Raw genomic sequence first — 17796 nt, forward strand, 5'->3', positions numbered from 1 at the left:
GAAAACCAAAGTAAATAGTTATGTAATAAAAATAATTAAATATTCACTTTTTTTCTTGCGTGGTTCTTTGGAAAACATTGTCTAACACGGTTCAATATCAATATAATAAAAAAGGGAAATCGTTTATCAGATTTCCCTTAGATATTAATGGCTATTTATAGCTTTTATTCAGGAAAAGTTAGTGTCGATCCGGGTGCTTCACGACTAAGATGAATAAAGTTCAGGTGTTTTTCATATTGGTCTAAAATATCTGTAATAATTTGCTCTTTGGTGTAATCCATTAAGTCATTACCTTGTGTACCTTCCCATAAATAGGTCTCTAAACGGTAATAGTCTGATTTACCTCGACGAGCACGATAAGTAAATGCAGGTACTGAGTATTTCTGTGGCCAAATTTGATAAATAAAATTTTGCTCTTGGCCAAGATCGACCACAAGTTCTAAATGATGTAAGCGTTCATTATCTTCGATTGGGTAATAATTGAATTCAACTTTCGCTCCACGTAATAAAAGTTCTTTAGCCACATCTTGCATTGCTGGCATACAGGTTAAATCTAACATGCGTTGTGTATAGGTGGTTCCTGGGAAATTCATAACCCGCCCTAAACGCTGTTTCCAATTCATCGTCGTATTACCATAAAGTGGTGCCGGCGCATTGGTATTTAGCGAACTAACTCGTCTGAAATCTTCAACTTTTAATGACTTATAAAGTCCGGCCATAATAAAGAAAATAACAAAGCTAAAGGGCAATCCCATTATTATTGTCGTGTTTTGTAAGGCAGAAATACCATCTGCCATTAACATACCTAACGTTAATAAACCAATAGCAATAGACCAGAAAATGCGAAGCCAATTGGGTGCATCGTTATTAACATGGCTTAATTGAGAGGTGAAATTGCCTAATACTAATGAACCAGAGTCGGCAGAAGTGACATAAAATAATAATCCCGTCATTGTGGCGACAGAAGCCGTTAAACCAAAACCGGGATAGAGTTCTAATAAAGAATAGAATCCTTTTTCGGGGGCTTCTAATACGGTTTGTGCGAGTGCTTTATTGCCATGGATCACTTCATATAAAGCGCTATTACCAAAAATGGATAACCATAACAGTGTAAAAACAAAGGGAATAATTAAAGTACCTATGACGAATTGTCGAATTGTTCGTCCTCTTGAAATACGTGCTAAAAAGAGTCCAACAAAAGGTGACCATGCAACCCACCAAGCCCAGAAAAACAGTGTCCAGCTATTCATCCAATCTGTTGGTCTATCAAATGCAAAACTATTTAATGTCATGCTTAAAAAACGATTAGTGTAATCACCGACATTTAATACCAGTGCATTTAATAAAAACTCAGTATCCCCTGCAAATAAGATAAATAAAATAAGCCCCAATGCGAGTAATACGTTCAGTTCAGATAAAATCCTGATCCCTTTATTAACGCCCGATGTTGCCGAAATAACGGCCATAATAACGGATAATAGAATTAATCCACCTTGGACACCTAATCCTTGGGGTAAATCAAAAAGAACTTTTAAGCCATAATTAAGTTGTACAACACCAATACCTAACGTTGTTGCAATACCAAAAATGGTACCTAATACCGCAGCAATATCAACTGTATGACCAATTGGGCCATAAATACGATTTCCAAAGATAGGATAAAGTGCAGAGCGTATGGTTAATGGCAAATTGTAACGATAGCTAAAATAACCTAGTGCGATACCAATAAGTGCATACATAGACCAGCCCGTCAGGCCATAGTGGAATAAAGTCCACACCATCGACTGACGGGCTGCTTCTATTGTTTCACCTTCGCCGGTTGGCGGTAACATATATTGTGTAATCGGCTCTGCTACAGAGAAAAACATCAAATCAATCCCAATACCGGCTGCAAATAACATCGCAGACCAACTTAAAACACTAAATTCAGGTTTCGATTGTTCAGGTCCTAATTTGATATTTCCAAAACGAGATGTGGCAACAAAAATAACAAAAACAATGTATAACGTGGCTGCCAATAGATAGTACCAACCAAAGGTTTTTGATACCCATCCCAGTGTTGCCACAATCCATGTATTTGCTGTTTCTGTCATCAAAATAGTGAAGAAAGAAAACGCTAAAATCAGCGTTGCTGAAGCGAAAAAAACGACAGAATTTAGCTTGTCTTTCTGTGGTTTTTTTGTGCTGTTAAGAGTTGTCATCAGAAATTCCAAAAAATTTATTTATCTAAAAGTTAAAAGTTGCATTCTTTGTTAACTAATTGAATTAGTTGCAAAGATTCAAATTTTCACAATATCCTCCCATATAGAAATGTAAATTAATTGTGATAAACAATAGTTAATATTGATTGAATGTTCAATTAAAAAAACGTTTAATGAATATGTTCAATGTATTTTTTAGGTCTTTAAAACATGCCGAAGATAGGAATGCAGTCGATACGTAAACAGCAATTAATCCAAGCGACGTTAGCAGTTATTAATGAGGTTGGAATGCAAGAGGCGAGCATCGCATTGATCGCTCGAAAAGCCGGTGTTTCTAACGGCATTATTAGCCACTACTTTCGTGATAAAAATGGATTGTTGGAAGCTGCTATGCGCCATATCCAGTATCAATTGGGTTTTGCGGTGGCGATACGTTTAAGAATGTTAAGCGATGCAACACCTAAGCGACGTATCCAAGCCATTGTTGAAGGTAACTTTGATACTACGCAAACCAGTGAAGCTGCCATGAAAACATGGCTAGCGTTTTGGGCGAGTAGTATGCATCAGCCTAATTTGAATCGTCTACAAAAGGTCAATGATAGAAGACTTTATTCCAATTTAAGTTACGAGTTTGGGCGTGTTCTTACTAAAGATCAAGCACGTTTGGCTGCGAAAGGTTTAGCCGCATTAATAGATGGTTTATGGCTACGAAGTGCATTAAGTAATGCACCATTTTCTCTTGAAGAGGCCAAAACCATTACTAATGAATATATCGATATGCAACTTACAAATCGGAGTCAAATAAAGACTTAAAAAACTAATAATAAAGGAGAAACTATGCCAAACCCACCGTTACATAAACTTTATATTCATGGTGGATATGTCGATTGTGCAGAGCCAGAGTGTGAACAATTTGATGCGATTAATCCTGCTAATGGCGAAGTGATTGCACATTTACAATCTGCAAGTGAAGAAGATATCAATTGGGCCGTCGAGAGTGCGAAGCAAGGGCAAAAAATTTGGCGTGCAATGACCGCGATGGAACGCTCTCGAATTTTACGACGGGCTGTTGATATTTTACGTGAACGTAATGATGAATTGGCTTATTTAGAAACCCTAGATACAGGCAAACCCCTATCTGAAACACGTTATGTCGATATTGTGACGGGCGCTGATGTTTTAGAGTATTACGCAGGTCTTATTCCTGCACTTGAAGGAGAGCAAATTCCACTAAGAGAAACGGCTTTTGCTTATACTCGCCGTGAACCATTGGGAATTGTTGCTGGTATCGGTGCTTGGAATTATCCGATTCAAATAGCGTTGTGGAAGTCTGCACCTGCACTTGCCGCAGGTAATGCCATGATCTTTAAACCAAGTGAGATGACTTCATTAACAGCATTAAAACTTGCCGAAATATACACTGAGGCAGGATTGCCAAAGGGCGTTTTTAATGTTGTTACAGGAAAAGCTAATGTGGGACAGTGGTTAACACAGCATCCTGATATCGCGAAAGTTTCTTTCACTGGTGGAATTGAAACGGGTAAAAAGGTAATGGCAAATGCTTCTGCTTCAAGTTTAAAAGAAGTAACCATGGAGCTTGGTGGAAAATCGCCTTTAATTATTTTTGATGATGCAGATTTAGATACCGCCGCTGATATTGCGATGATGGCGAATTTTTATAGTTCGGGGCAGGTGTGTACCAATGGCACTCGTGTTTTTGTTCCCGAAAGATTAAAGGCTGCATTTGAAGCGAAAATTATAGAGCGCGTATCACGTATTAGGATCGGCTCTCCTCTTGAGATGGATACCAATTTTGGTCCACTGGTCAGTTTTCCTCATCTTGAAAAAGTCTTGAATTATATTGAGTTAGGCAAAGCTCAAGGGGCAAGATTACTTTGTGGTGGTCACCGTTTGTTAGAAAGCAATTTTGCGCAAGGTGCTTATGTTGCACCGACGGTTTTCACTGATTGCACTGATGATATGAAAATTACGCAAGACGAAATATTTGGCCCAGTGATGAGTATTTTGAGTTATCAAACTGAAGATGAAGTGATTTCACGCGCAAATAATAGCGTTTATGGTTTAGCCGCAGGTCTTGTCACTAAAGATTTCACAACAGCTCATCGTGTTATTCACCAATTGGAAGCTGGAATTTGTTGGATTAATACATGGGGCGAGTCTCCAGCAGAAATGCCAGTTGGTGGCTATAAACATTCTGGGGTGGGGCGCGAAAATGGCCTAGTTACATTACAAAATTACACGCAAATAAAATCTATTCAAGTTGAACTTGGGGAGTTTTCATCCGTTTTTTAATCCATTCTTTTTTTAATGACTGAAACAGAGGAGATAACAATGGTCTATGACTACATTATTATCGGTGCTGGTTCAGCCGGTAACGTTCTTGCTACCCGCTTGACAGAAGATCCTGAAGTTACTGTGCTGCTCCTTGAAGCTGGAGGTCCGGACTACAGGTTCGATTTTCGTACACAAATGCCAGCGGCATTAGCTTATCCGTTACAAGGTAGGCGATATAATTGGGCTTATGAAACAGAGCCTGAACCTTATATGAATAACCGACGCATGGAATGTGGTCGTGGGAAAGGGCTTGGTGGATCATCATTAATTAATGGTATGTGTTATATCCGTGGTAATGCGATGGACTTTGATGGTTGGGCAAAACTCCCCGGCCTTGAAGAGTGGGATTACTTAAGTTGTTTACCTTATTTTCGTAAGGCAGAAAGTCGCGATATTGGTGCCAATGATTATCATGGTGATAAAGGCCCTGTAAGTGTGACTACGCCGAAAAAAGGCAATAATATCTTATTTCAAGCAATGATTGAGGCGGGTGTACAAGCAGGATACCCAAGAACGATTGATCTTAACGGCTATCAGCAAGAGGGTTTTGGCCCGATGGATAGAACCGTCACACCTAAAGGCCGTCGAGCAAGCACAGCAAGAGGCTATCTTGATCAAGCGAAAGCACGCAAAAACTTAACGATCGAGACACATGCAACGACCGATATTATTGAGTTTGAAGGCAAAAAAGCCGTAGGCGTTCGCTATTTTTTAGGGAGAAATACCACTCCTCACCATGTAAAAGTTCGCCGAGAAGTATTGCTTTGCGCTGGTGCAATTGCTTCGCCCCAAATTTTGCAACGTTCTGGTGTTGGGCCTGAAAAAGTACTAAATGAATTTAATATTCAACCAGTACATGTATTACCTGGAGTTGGGGAAAATCTGCAAGATCACTTAGAAATGTATTTGCAGTATGAATGTAAAAGGCCTGTTTCACTTTATCCTGCTTTAAAATGGTATAACCAGCCTAAGATTGGTGCGCAATGGCTATTTCAAGGAACAGGGATTGGGGCAAGCAATCAATTTGAAGCGGGAGGGTTTATTCGCTCTAGCGAAAAGTTTGCCTGGCCTAATATTCAATTCCATTTTTTACCTGTTGCCATTAATTATAATGGCACCAATGCGGTAGAAGTACATGGTTTCCAAGCGCATGTGGGCTCTATGCGTTCACCCAGTCGAGGGCGAGTAAAATTAGCATCTATAGATCCTCATCAACATCCCAATATTTTATTTAATTACATGTCCACAGAACAAGATTGGGAAGAGTTTCGTTCAGCTATCCGTATCACGCGAGAAATAATGGCACAACCGGCATTAGATGCTTATCGTGGTGAAGAAATTAGTCCAGGCAAACATATCCAAAGTGATGAAGAGCTTGATGCTTTTGTTAGAGAACGTGCTGAAACAGCATTTCATCCTTGTGGTACGTGTAAAATGGGAACGGATGAAATGGCTGTTGTTGATGGTGAAGGTCGAGTACACGGCATGGAAAACTTAAGAGTTATTGATGCATCTATCATGCCACTAATAATCACTGGGAATTTGAATGCGACTACAATTATGATTGCAGAAAAGTTAGCTGATAAGGTGAGAGGGATTAAACCTTTACCTAAAAGTCAGGCAAAATACTATGTTGCAGATAATACTCCGGTGAGAAGACGAAATTAAGCAAGTTATTTACAATATGCAAAAGGGGGATGAAAGTTCCTCTTTTGTGCGTTTATCAATAATTTCTTTTTATTGCTTTCAATTTAAATAAGAAATATTTATGTAATTTGAGGTTTTCGAGAGAGGGAATGTGATTAATCTTTATCATAAATATTCCTAAATAAAATTACTTGATAAGTCGTATTCGAAATAACGAGATAAATTCAAGTAAAACAACGATTGTTCTGCCATTTCTGTGACGAATATCAACTCTCCATAAGTGAAGCATTCCATTAATTATAATAAACAGACGACGAAAACGTTTGCATAATATTTTTATGTAGATAGAATTCGCCAGATTTTTTTGGCCTGGTGAAATTAATAGGGGGTTAAAGTGTCTCAGGACAACAATTATAGTCAGAGCCCAGTGCCCATATCCGCAAGAAAGGGTGGATTAGCGTTAACCTTTGTGATGTTGGGATTAACGTTTTTTTCAGCCAGTATGTGGACTGGCGGCGCTCTTGGTACTGGTCTTTCCTTTAATGATTTCTTCCTCGCAGTTCTAATTGGTAATCTTCTTCTTGGTATCTACACCGCATTTCTTGGTTTTATTGGTTCAAAAACAGGTCTTACTACTCATCTTCTCGCGCGTTACTCTTTCGGTATTAAAGGTTCTTGGCTTCCCTCATTTTTACTCGGTGGTACTCAAGTTGGTTGGTTCGGTGTGGGGGTGGCAATGTTTGCCATCCCAGTAGGAAAAGCCACTGGTATTGATATCAATCTCCTCATCGCCGTTTCCGGCATTTTAATGACCATCACTGTATTTTTCGGCATTTCCGCTCTCACCGTTCTCTCTATCATTGCTGTTCCCGCTATTGCTATCCTTGGAAGTTACTCTGTTTATCTTGCCATACATGATATGGGCGGGCTTTCTACGTTAATGGCTGTTAAACCTACTCAGCCATTAGATTTTAATTTAGCGCTGGCGATGGTTGTCGGATCGTTTATTAGTGCGGGTACACTGACGGCTGATTTTGTCCGCTTTGGACGAAACCCTAAAGTCGCAGTGGTTGTTGCAATTGTCGCCTTCTTCTTAGGCAATACATTGATGTTTGTCTTTGGCGCAGCAGGCGCCGCTTCACTGGGAATGGCAGATATTTCTGATGTGATGATTGCGCAAGGATTATTGCTGCCGGCTATCGTGGTGCTAGGTTTAAATATCTGGACAACCAATGATAATGCGTTATATGCATCAGGATTGGGCTTTGCCAATATCACTGGTTTATCAAGTAAAAAACTTTCTGTAATAAACGGTATCATTGGTACGCTGTGTGCATTATGGCTTTATAATAACTTTGTTGGTTGGCTTACCTTTTTATCTGCAGCAATTCCACCAGTAGGAGGTGTTATTATTGCAGATTATCTGATGAATAAAGCACGCTATAACAGCTTTAATGTTGCTACAATGCAATCGGTTAACTGGGTTGCATTACTCGCTGTTGCAATTGGTATTATCGCAGGGCACTGGTTACCGGGTATTGTGCCTGTTAATGCCGTGTTGGGGGGAGCAATAAGTTATGCTGTGTTAAATCCCATATTAAATCGTCGTACAGCTCGACAAGCGGAGATAAATCATGCTGGGTAAAAATATCGAACAAATTAACCATGCTCGTCTAGTTGGAAAAGAAGGTTTGTGGCGCATTACGCTAAAAAATAACAAAATTGAAGCGATAGAGCCTCAGCCTGAAAATAATTTTCATCTTGAGTCATTAGATGCGCAAGGTGGTTTAGTTCACGCTCCTTTTGTTGAACCTCATATTCATTTAGATACTACACAAACTGCGGGGCAGCCGAATTGGAATCAATCAGGTACGTTATTTGAAGGTATCGAGCGCTGGGCAGAGCGAAAAGCATTGTTAACTCATGATGATGTTAAACAACGTGCATGGCAAACGCTTCAATGGCAAATTGCTAATGGTATTCAACATGTTAGAACTCATGTGGATGTTTCGGATGCATCGCTCACCGCATTAAAAGCAATGCTGGAAGTGAAAGAAGAAATTAAACCTTGGGTTGATTTACAAATCGTTGCTTTTCCACAAGAAGGTATTTTGTCTTACCCTAATGGTGAAGCTTTATTAGAAGAAGCATTAAAATTAGGTGCTGATGTTGTAGGTGCTATTCCACACTTTGAATTTACGCGTGAATATGGTGTTGAATCATTGCATAAAACCTTCGCATTAGCACAAAAATATGATCGTTTAATTGATGTTCATTGTGATGAAATTGATGATGAGCAATCTCGCTTCGTTGAAACCGTTGCCGCTTTAGCACATAAAGAAAATATGGGCTCAAGAGTTACTGCAAGTCATACAACCGCAATGCACTCTTATAATGGGGCCTATACTTCGCGCTTATTCCGTTTATTAAGAATGTCAGGCATTAACTTTGTGGCGAATCCTTTAGTGAATATTCACTTGCAGGGGCGTTTTGATACATATCCAAAACGTCGTGGTATTACTCGCGTAAAAGAGATGCTAGAAAGTAATATTAACGTCTGCTTTGGTCATGATGATGTTTTTGATCCGTGGTATCCATTAGGTACAGCAAATATGCTTCAAGTTTTACATATGGGGCTGCATGTTTGCCAATTAATGGGTTATGGTCAAATTGATAACGGATTACAGTTAATTAGCCACAACAGTGCAAAAACACTCGCTTTAACAGATTATGGTGTTGAAGTAGGAAATAGTGCAAACTTTATCATTCTACCCGCTGATAATGGATTTGATGCTTTACGTCGCCAAGTACCAGTGCGTTATTCCGTTCGTCAAGGTAAAGTGATCGCACAAACAGAGCCAGCAAAAACAGAAATTATGTTAGATAAGCCGACACTAGTTAATTATAAATAATAACCCAATAATTGTAGTAAAAGTCATCTTTATTTAGGATGACTTTTTTATATAAGTAAATTAATAAATTGAATAATAAATAGACATGTAATGCTTAATTATTTTATGTTTTTTTTATTTGTATTATTTAACTTAAAAATCAATATTTACCTTATGGTTGTGAAATGCAATTCCTAAACGCAAATAAATATATTTAAATTATTATTATCTCATGTTTGGTGTTTTATATAAAACAAGAAGATAGTTAATCTATTTAGAATACTCTTTGTTTTCTTATTTCAAGATTTATTGAATAAAAATGAATCATTGCAGATTTACCTAATTTAATTAAAATAAGACGCTGTTAGATCCTCTCCGTATTACTGCGGCTGCTATCCCTTTAATCTGAGAGGTTTTTATGTCTACACAAAGAGATCGTGGTTGGCGCCAATGTGTTAACCGAAAAAATAAACATCAAGAAATGGGTTGTTCACGAGTGATGTTTAAACCAGAAAAAAAATGGTCTAATTTATATACTCGATCACTTAAAATGACCAGAGCTACACAACTAGGAATTGAATACCCAAGAATTTCTCGTAGTCAGCGTCGATTAAATGCGTTATCTGATAGTGAGTAATAATGAATATCTTATTTATTTGCAGTAAAAACCAATGGCGAAGCCCGACTGCTGAACTATTGTTTGCAGATAGAGAAGGGATTAATACACTTTCAGCGGGTACGCGCAAAGATGCGCAATGTGTTGTTGATAACGAATTGCTAAAATGGGCTGATTTAGTCCTTACTATGGAATCTAAACATTTAAATCGCTTATCTGCACATTTTCCTGCAACCATGCGCTATAAAAAAGCCCATGCATTGGGAATACCTGATAATTATCGCTTTAATGATCCGGCATTAATTGAACGCCTTGAACAGAAAGTTCAGCCTTATTTATCGATGGAAGCAAAGCTTTCAACTAAATAATTTATTTATCTTGATCAAAAACGCTCAGTTCAAAATATAAGACTGAGCGTTTTTTTATATTTGAAAGCCTTGGGTATAAAAAATAAGTTAAATTTTATTTGTTGTATTTATTGATTATTTTTTCTGATCAAGGCGGCTAATTGTGCAAGTTCTTCATCACTCGCTCGTTCAAAATCGTGAGATGAAAGATAACCTGGATATTTATCAAAGAAAATCTTCTGCTTATTTTCAATGGGTGCCCATTTAGTCATATCACCAGTGCCATGCATTGGACTAAGTTTACTGTGAACATGATCAACACCAAATCCTTCAAAAAACATGCCTGTACGGGAGACATCAGGGAATGTTTTATCTAAGATTTTTGCCACTTTTTTTGTGGCAATCACTAATAAAGCTAAGGCTTCATCACTAAGATCAAAAACGTAACTTGGATAGTGTTTTTTAGGAATAACAACAGTAAAGCCTTTGGTGTTTGGAAATATAGACAGAAATGCAAGGTGGTGTTCGTCTTCCCAAATTTTATGGCAAGGTGCCTTTCCAGCAACGATTTGACAGAAAATACAATTATCCATAGTAACCTCATAGCCAAAAATGAGCTGATATCTCAGCAAAATTAATGTTGAAAAGATAGCCCTATGTGTAATTTATTTCAAAATTAAACTAAATAATGACAAGAAAATCAAAATGATAAGAATAAAGGCAATAGGCAAAAGAAAGAGGATATTACAAAGGAAAACCCTTAGCGAGTCATTTAACTTACTAAGGGTTTGTCATACTTGGCGAATTACAGTAGGTTTCTTTCAGCTAAATCAAGTGCAAAGTAAGACAGAATTAAATCTGCTCCTGCACGTTTAATTGAACCTAAAGTTTCCATTACCACACGATCTTCATCGATTGCACCCGCTAATGCCGCAAATTTAATTTGCGCATATTCACCGCTGATTTGATAAGCGGCTAAAGGTAACAAAGTACGTTCACGCACATCGCGAATAATATCTAAATAAGCACCCGCTGGTTTTACCATCAGCATATCAGCGCCTTCTTGCTCATCAATTAATGATTCACGGATCGCTTCACGGCGGTTCATTGGATTCATTTGGTAAGTTTTACGATCACCTATTAAGCGCGAGCCTGCTGCATCACGGAAAGGGCCATATAATGCGGAGGCAAATTTAGTCGAATAAGAGACAATGCCTGTGTCGCTAAATCCTGCTTTATCAAGCGCTGCGCGAATGGCTGCGACTTGGCCATCCATTGCCGCAGATGGCGCGATAAAATCGGCACCAGCTTGTGCTGCTGCAACAGCTTGAAGACCTAAATTATAGATAGTTTCATCATTATCAACATGTTCACCATGTAAAACGCCACAGTGACCATGTGAAGTGTATTCACAAAAACAGGTATCAGACATGACAATCATTTCTGGTACTGCATCTTTACAAATACGAGACATGCGAGAAACTAAGCCATCACTTTTCCAAGCATCACTCCCAGTTTCATCAAGATGATGGGATACCCCAAAAGTCATGACAGTTTTAATGCCAGCTTTGGCAATGCGTTCAATTTCATAAGCAAGACGCTTTTCAGGAATACGAACCACTCCCGGCATACTTTTAATAGGCTGATAATCATCAAGCCCTTCTTCAACAAAAATAGGCAAAGCGAGATCATTTTTAGTTAAGGTTGTTTCTTGAAAGAGAGCGCGCAGGTTTTCTGACTGGCGTAGTCTTCTTAAACGCTGGATGGATTGTTCGTTGCTCACAATATCTCCTTTTTATGGCCAGTACTAACAAGTATTTACCGAGGTATTATAAACCTTAATATTGATAGATAGATACTGCATAATTGATAATCGTTATACTTCAAGTTGTAGTGTTATGATTATTCTTATTCACTTGCCGCCTAGCTATACCTTGAATTATCTAGAATATGGAAAGTTAGTTATAGAGAAAAAAGAGAAAGGAAAAATAAAAGGGAAGAAAAATAAGTGATGGAGAAGGCGAAATAAAAAAGAGCAGGATAATTTCTACTCTTTAAATTGATTTCTACCGATTCTTTATTGAGAAGATTATTTTTTTTGCTCTTCTAATGCAGAGATCATTTGAATTTTACAAGCGGCAACAATTTGAGTTAGGCCTTCTTGGAATTCTGCTCGAGAGCCAATTTCAGCTTTTGCGTCACGTAAAGAGTTAACAACTTCGATAGTGCCTTCAGTAAATTGAGCTTCAGTTGCTTCTAATTTTGCGAAATCAAATTTCTTTGCATTTAAAGAGGCTACTGCATCTTTGGCAATTTTCTCTGCTGGTTCTTTTGTATCATAAGCTTTAATTGAGATATCTTTAAAGGTATCGCAGTAATCATCAGCCATTTTGGTTGGGTTAGCAAAAGCAACTGCGGGCAATAATAGCAGAGATAAGAGAAGTGGTTTCATTTTAGCCTCATGTTTATTTTTTGGTACGTACTCATTGAGTGTAACATATAAATAGGAGTGACGATAAATCAGAATAAGTGTAAAAATATGAATAATTAATATTTTTAATCCTATTGATTTTAGCTATTTTGGTTATAATTGTGTTTAGGGACAATAAGCTAGCAATTTTTACTTAATAAAATTTAATTATTTACAATAAATAAATTAACTCAAAATATAATAATATTAGGATTTATCTTTATTTACATCTCACACAGCTATTTTTTATTTATGTTAAAAATAAAAAATCTGCGCTTTAAATACAAAAATCAGAATAAAAAAGAGTTAAGTGAACATCAGCTATCATAAAGGTAACTTTAATGTATTGTATTTCAAAGGTTAGTTTATGCTCACATTGGCAATAATAGAAAAGTTTCTAATTCTACTCTTTAATCTAAATAGTATTAAATAAAAAAGAAGCTATGACGGTGACTATTAGATAAAAAAACATCAAAAAGAAAACAAACTCATTATCATTTGAATAGAAAAATTGAAGGAATAAAAGAGAAAAAATCCCCTCTACAAAGATAGAGGGGTAGCTAAATGAATAAAGAATGGTTTATTTCGAGATTGAGTATATAGGAAGTTTTAAACCAACTTTTGTTTATTTGTGCAGCACAAAAAGTTTAGAAAATGGAATAAAAATATGTGCAAGTACTCTATTTGAAAATAAACGTATTATTGACGATAGGCTGTTTTAATTTGGCTAATCGTATTGCGGAAAGTCTCTGCTTGTTTTTCGTCATCAACTTCAGCAATAGCACGTTCAATATTTAAAATAACACGCCCAGCATCTGCTTGACCTAATGCTTTTAACATATAGGTGACTAGTGTTTTTAAGCAAGCCACTTCTTCTGCTAATGTTTCCACATCTGCTTGTGTTTTAAACTTCTCGTTCATTATTTACGTTCCTTTGTTTTCAATTTATAAATCATATCAAGCGAGATCATTAGAATAGCAAAGTCTCAGCAAGGTATGAATAGTGATAATGAAAGCATTTTATCATATTGAAATGGTTAGCATGATAAAGAGATAAAATAGCTAGTGCCCCCATTTATTTGTTGAAATCACGCTATACTTTGAACGTTATGTTTTGAACGTTAATACAAGCCGAATGTGGTAAAGCAATCATTGCAAGAAATCAGAAGAAATGCAGAAAAACAGGGAGAATAATATGAATGAAGAACAACTATTACAGGCGATCACTCATTATCCCGCACTTTATCAGCGTAAATCAGGAAATACACATAAAGGGACATTTGGCACATTAGGCATTGTAGGTAGTGCGGAAGGAATGAGCGGTGCTATTGTGTTAGCAGGTAAAAGTGCATTAAAAGCAGGATGTGGAAAAGTATTTCTCGGTTTTGCTCAGCCACAACTTCCTCTCCCTTTTATTGATAGTGCGCCAGAACTTATGCTTAAAACAGCACAAGAATTAATAAATCGGCAAGATATTTCTGCTTGGGCGATTGGCTGTGGATTGGGATTATCTGCAAATTCTGAAAAGATCTTATCAATAGCTTTAGCACAGCGTAATGAAGATAGACCTTATGTTTTTGATGCGGATGCATTAGTGTTAATGGCTAAATTTAAATCAGCACTCTCACTTAATCAGCACTGTGTTTTAACCCCACATCCTAAAGAAGCGTCTATTTTGCTTAATTGCACACTCAATGATATTCAAAATAATAGAGAAGAAGCGGCAAAAGAAATTGCGAAAACTTATCATTGTTGGGCCATTATTAAAGGTCAAAATACAGTTATTACTTCTCCTGCAGGGGAGATAATAATTAATAGAACAGGTAACAGTGGATTATCAACAGCAGGGAGTGGTGATGTGCTAACAGGCGTGATGGGAAGTTTTTTAGCACAAGGGATGACAATGTCTGATGCGGTAAGAAGTGCAGTTTGGATACATGGAATGTCGGCGGATATCTTAGTTAAAAAAGGTATTGGTCCAATAGGATTAACTGCATCAGAATTGATTGATTCGATCCGCAATATTCGCAATCAAATATGGACGTTAACACAGCAACATAATGCAAATTATTTTGAATAATCACTTTTATTTTTTAGCTTAACATATTAATAATTAAAGTAGGTTTATATTAAGATTAGGTTGTTTTTAGTTAATTCACTCACAGTAATCTTTGGGTTATTGCGATAGGATTAAGGTAAATGGAGAGTTGAGAGGAGTTATTATGTATAAAACGATTTTAGTGCCTATTGATATTGTGGAAGAAGAGTTAACCAGTAAAGCGGTACGACATGCTGTGTATTTAGCAAAAGAAACAGGAGCTAACTTACATTTAATTCATGTTCTTCCTATCTCTTCAGCAATCATTAATGCTTATTCATTGGGTTATCCAGAAATTAAAGATAAAGCAACAGTAAAAGCAGAAAATGATATGCAAATATTGGTAGATTCGGTGGATTTGCCTGCTGAAAAGGTCGCTTATACGGTTACTTTTGGCTCGCCTCGTGATGAAATTTTAGTCACAGCAAAAGATATTCAAGCAGACTTAATTGTGATTGGCTCACGTAGACCTAATATTAGCACTCATTTATTAGGCTCTACAGCTGCGGGAGTTGTTCGCTATGCTGAAATTTCAGTTTTAGTTGTTCGTTAATATATTACTAATATGCTATGAGCATCCCTCATAGCATATTTTTTAGTTTTTTTGCGTAGCTTATCTTATTTATTTCATCAGCAGTTTATTGAATAAACAGTCTAGAAAGTGGATAAGAATGGAAAAATTTACCGAAGAACTTTTAAGGCTCGATCATTTTATTCTACGCATCTTACGCTATTATGTAATAGGCTCTATTTTCTTTTTTTTAGGATTATTACCAGGCGTATTAGGATTTTATTTAATTGAAGGGCATACCTTTATGGAATCTTCATTAAATGCAATCTCTATGTTAAGTGGCCAACCCGTAGAGCCAGCACCTGCAACCCCAACAGGACGCTTTTTTATTGCAATCTATGGTTTATTTCTTCAGTGTGTTTTTATTTTATCAATTGGGCTTGTAGTGACACCTTTTATTCATCGACAATTGCATAAATGGCATCTTGAAGAAGATTAAATAAGCAAGCTGAGGGGTTAACGCTACAATAATAAACAGACAATAATCTGATAATGAGGAGTTGCTATGTACAAGACAATTCTAGTACCTGTTGATATTTCAGAAGATGAGTTAACGACTAAAGCCTTACAACATGCTGTTTATATTGCCAAATTAGAAGGTGCGAAACTGCATCTTTTCCATGCTATTCCTGATATTTCACGTTTCTCTATTAGTTATAGTTACCATTATGACATGCTCAGTTCTTTTGCAAATAAAGCACTTGAGCGAGTACAAGAACAACTGCAAGAATTAGCTAATAGTATTGATTTACCAAATGAACAAGTTGAATTTTCAGCTGTATTTGGTTCTGTAAGAGATAAGGTTTTAGAACTCGCTGAAAAAATTCATGCTGATTTGATTGTAATAGGCTCTCGTCGGCCAAGTATTTCAACACACCTATTGGGATCGAATGCATCAGGTATTGTCGCTTATGCTAAACAATCCGTGTTAGTCGTTCGCTAACATTTTTATAAAATTAGAAATTAGTACGCAACCCCTAAATCCCTATTTAGGGGTTTTTATTTTTGCATACAAGCATGGTTAATTTTAGATTGATTTGTGAATGTAATTGCTTAAATTAGTTTATAAAGCACTTTGTATGAGTGTTTTTTATTAAACCAGTAATAGCTATTTGATTGAGCAAGTTAAAAATAAGAGAAGGTATTTTATCATTACACCGTACTTCTTATGTCAATATTTATAACCATCCATCTATAAAATTGATCTGCTTACTGCCTAAAATATTTTATTTGTTCATAATAGTAGTGAAAGATGATAGAGCGAGGAGCGGACTATGCGATAAAGTTTATAGTCGTAATAGCTCGTTTTGATTAAAACTAAGGCATAGTATGGATAATGAGATAATGGCGGAGTGCACTGCCATTTCACAAGATAAACAGCGTGAAATTACTAAGTTATGTATTCAAACTGCGCTGTTGCTATTGCAACATGGTGCAGAAAGTATGCTGGTTGAACAGCTTTCAACTCGTCTAGGTTTAGCTTTAGGTGTACATCAAGTCGAAAGTGCAATTTCTGCTAATGCGGTTGTATTAACCACTATTGTTAACGGGCATTGCCAAACATCAACACGAAAGATAGTCGACCGTGGCATTAATATGCATGTTGTGACAGAAGTTCAGCATATTGTTATTTTGGTCGAACATCACCTAGCAGATATTTATGAAGCAAGAAAACGATTTGAGCATATAAAACCATTACGTTATCCACGTTGGGCGATTATTTTTATGGTTGCCTTATCGTGTGGTTGTTTCTCTAAACTAAATGGTGGTAATTGGGATGGCTTTTTAGTTTCTGCTATTGGCGGTGGCCTTGGTATGTTTGTCCGCCAAGTATTAACACATCGTCAAATGAATCCATTAATTAATTTCTGTATTACGGCATTTGTAGCGACTTCAGTCTCAGGTCTATTATTAAAACTCTCTTATTTTCAAACTACGGCGACTATTTCAATGGCTGCCAGCGTCTTATTATTAGTTCCCGGATTTCCTTTAATTAATGCTGTTGCTGATATGTTTAAAGGGCACGTTAATACTGGCTTAGCGCGTTGGGCAATGGCAACAATGTTAACATTGGCAACCTGTTTAGGGGTTATTTTAGCTATGGCAGTATGGGGGTTAAGAGATTGGGCATAATAACGATAATCCTTACCTTGATTGAAGATATGATTTTAGCAGCTATTCCTGCTGTGGGTTTTGCGATGGTATTTAATGTGCCTATAAGAGCATTAAAATATTGTGCACTATTAGGAGCAATAGGCCATGGCTCTCGTACTGTATTAGTAATGAGTGGTATGAATATTGAATGGGCAAGTTTTTGTGCTGCTATTTTAGTGGGGTGCATTGGTATTCAGTGGTCACGCTGGTGGCTTGCACATCCAAAAGTCTTTACTGTTGCTGCTGTTATTCCGATGTTTCCCGGAATAAATGCATATATAGCGATGATCTCAGTGGTGAAGTTAACGCAAATTGGTTATAGCGCAGAAATTTTTGAAGCTTTAGTTACTAATTTCCTTAAAGCTTCATTTATTGTCGGTGCGCTTTCTATCGGGCTATCTTTGCCGGGATTATGGTTATATCGCAAGCGTCCGAGTGTATAATGA

At 37.0% G+C, this 17796-nt stretch carries 18 protein-coding genes; 13 read left to right on the top strand and 5 right to left on the bottom strand.

Annotated elements, in window-relative coordinates:
• Window positions 1-164 precede the first annotated feature (164 nt).
• Complete coding sequence (locus CUB63_RS02245) at window positions 165-2201, bottom strand: choline transporter (protein WP_109847359.1); 2037 nt, start codon at window positions 2199-2201, stop codon at window positions 165-167.
• A gap of 210 nt (window positions 2202-2411) precedes the next feature.
• Here CUB63_RS02245 and betI point away from each other — a divergent pair, with 210 nt between their 5' ends.
• The 7 genes from betI to CUB63_RS02280 all read left to right on the top strand — a co-directional run bounded on the left by betI (window position 2412) and on the right by CUB63_RS02280 (window position 10078).
• Complete coding sequence (gene betI, locus CUB63_RS02250) at window positions 2412-3014, top strand: transcriptional regulator BetI (RefSeq protein WP_006536469.1); 603 nt, start codon at window positions 2412-2414, stop codon at window positions 3012-3014.
• Window positions 3015-3038: 24 nt separating this feature from the next.
• Window positions 3039-4514, top strand: coding sequence for a betaine-aldehyde dehydrogenase (betB, locus tag CUB63_RS02255; RefSeq protein ID WP_109847360.1), 1476 nt, complete (start codon window positions 3039-3041; stop codon window positions 4512-4514).
• A gap of 39 nt (window positions 4515-4553) precedes the next feature.
• Window positions 4554-6224 carry a choline dehydrogenase gene (betA, locus tag CUB63_RS02260; protein WP_109847361.1) on the top strand — a complete coding sequence of 557 codons (1671 nt, stop codon included), beginning with the start codon at window positions 4554-4556 and terminating at the stop codon, window positions 6222-6224.
• A gap of 373 nt (window positions 6225-6597) precedes the next feature.
• A complete protein-coding gene (gene codB, locus CUB63_RS02265) occupies window positions 6598-7848 on the top strand; it encodes a cytosine permease (protein WP_109847362.1) in 1251 nt (416 codons plus the stop codon).
• Entirely contained in the window at window positions 7838-9115 is a 1278-nt protein-coding gene (locus tag CUB63_RS02270; protein ID WP_006536476.1) for a cytosine deaminase, read from the top strand. Before codB ends, CUB63_RS02270 begins: the two co-directional genes overlap by 11 nt.
• 397 nt (window positions 9116-9512) lie before the next feature.
• Complete coding sequence (locus CUB63_RS02275; protein WP_006536477.1) at window positions 9513-9731, top strand: hypothetical protein; 219 nt, start codon at window positions 9513-9515, stop codon at window positions 9729-9731.
• A gap of 2 nt (window positions 9732-9733) precedes the next feature.
• Window positions 9734-10078 carry a low molecular weight protein tyrosine phosphatase family protein gene (locus CUB63_RS02280; RefSeq protein WP_006536478.1) on the top strand — a complete coding sequence of 115 codons (345 nt, stop codon included), beginning with the start codon at window positions 9734-9736 and terminating at the stop codon, window positions 10076-10078.
• A gap of 107 nt (window positions 10079-10185) precedes the next feature.
• On the opposite strand, the gene CUB63_RS02285 is transcribed toward CUB63_RS02280, so the two are convergent.
• From CUB63_RS02285 to CUB63_RS02300, 4 genes are all read right to left on the bottom strand, one after another.
• Complete coding sequence (locus CUB63_RS02285) at window positions 10186-10650, bottom strand: HIT family protein (protein WP_109847363.1); 465 nt, start codon at window positions 10648-10650, stop codon at window positions 10186-10188.
• A gap of 212 nt (window positions 10651-10862) precedes the next feature.
• On the bottom strand, window positions 10863-11840 hold the full coding sequence (gene hemB / locus CUB63_RS02290; protein ID WP_072064069.1) for a porphobilinogen synthase: 978 nt from the start codon (window positions 11838-11840) through the stop codon (window positions 10863-10865).
• 306 nt (window positions 11841-12146) lie between these two features.
• Window positions 12147-12509, bottom strand: a complete 363-nt coding sequence (locus CUB63_RS02295; RefSeq protein ID WP_006536483.1) for a hypothetical protein — start codon at window positions 12507-12509, stop codon at window positions 12147-12149.
• Between the two features lie 717 nt (window positions 12510-13226).
• Complete coding sequence (locus tag CUB63_RS02300; RefSeq protein WP_006536484.1) at window positions 13227-13448, bottom strand: DUF2594 family protein; 222 nt, start codon at window positions 13446-13448, stop codon at window positions 13227-13229.
• Window positions 13449-13722: 274 nt separating this feature from the next.
• On the opposite strand from CUB63_RS02300, the gene CUB63_RS02305 reads away from it, so the two are divergent.
• The 6 genes from CUB63_RS02305 (at window position 13723) to CUB63_RS02330 (ending at window position 17793) form a co-directional block, all read left to right on the top strand.
• On the top strand, window positions 13723-14607 hold the full coding sequence (locus CUB63_RS02305; RefSeq protein ID WP_109847364.1) for an NAD(P)H-hydrate dehydratase: 885 nt from the start codon (window positions 13723-13725) through the stop codon (window positions 14605-14607).
• 142 nt (window positions 14608-14749) lie between these two features.
• Window positions 14750-15178 carry a universal stress protein gene (locus CUB63_RS02310; RefSeq protein ID WP_006536486.1) on the top strand — a complete coding sequence of 143 codons (429 nt, stop codon included), beginning with the start codon at window positions 14750-14752 and terminating at the stop codon, window positions 15176-15178.
• Between the two features lie 118 nt (window positions 15179-15296).
• Entirely contained in the window at window positions 15297-15635 is a 339-nt protein-coding gene (locus CUB63_RS02315) for a hypothetical protein (protein WP_072064066.1), read from the top strand.
• Between the two features lie 66 nt (window positions 15636-15701).
• Entirely contained in the window at window positions 15702-16139 is a 438-nt protein-coding gene (locus tag CUB63_RS02320; RefSeq protein ID WP_006536488.1) for a universal stress protein, read from the top strand.
• Window positions 16140-16525: 386 nt separating this feature from the next.
• Window positions 16526-17329, top strand: coding sequence for a threonine/serine exporter family protein (locus tag CUB63_RS02325; RefSeq protein ID WP_006536489.1), 804 nt, complete (start codon window positions 16526-16528; stop codon window positions 17327-17329).
• Entirely contained in the window at window positions 17320-17793 is a 474-nt protein-coding gene (locus CUB63_RS02330) for a threonine/serine exporter (protein WP_161669346.1), read from the top strand. The genes CUB63_RS02325 and CUB63_RS02330 overlap by 10 nt, the downstream gene beginning before the upstream one ends.
• The last annotated feature ends 3 nt before the right edge of the window (window positions 17794-17796 follow it).

The sequence above is a fragment of the Proteus penneri genome, from assembly GCF_003144535.1.
Taxonomy (GTDB): Bacteria; Pseudomonadota; Gammaproteobacteria; order Enterobacterales; family Enterobacteriaceae; genus Proteus; species Proteus penneri.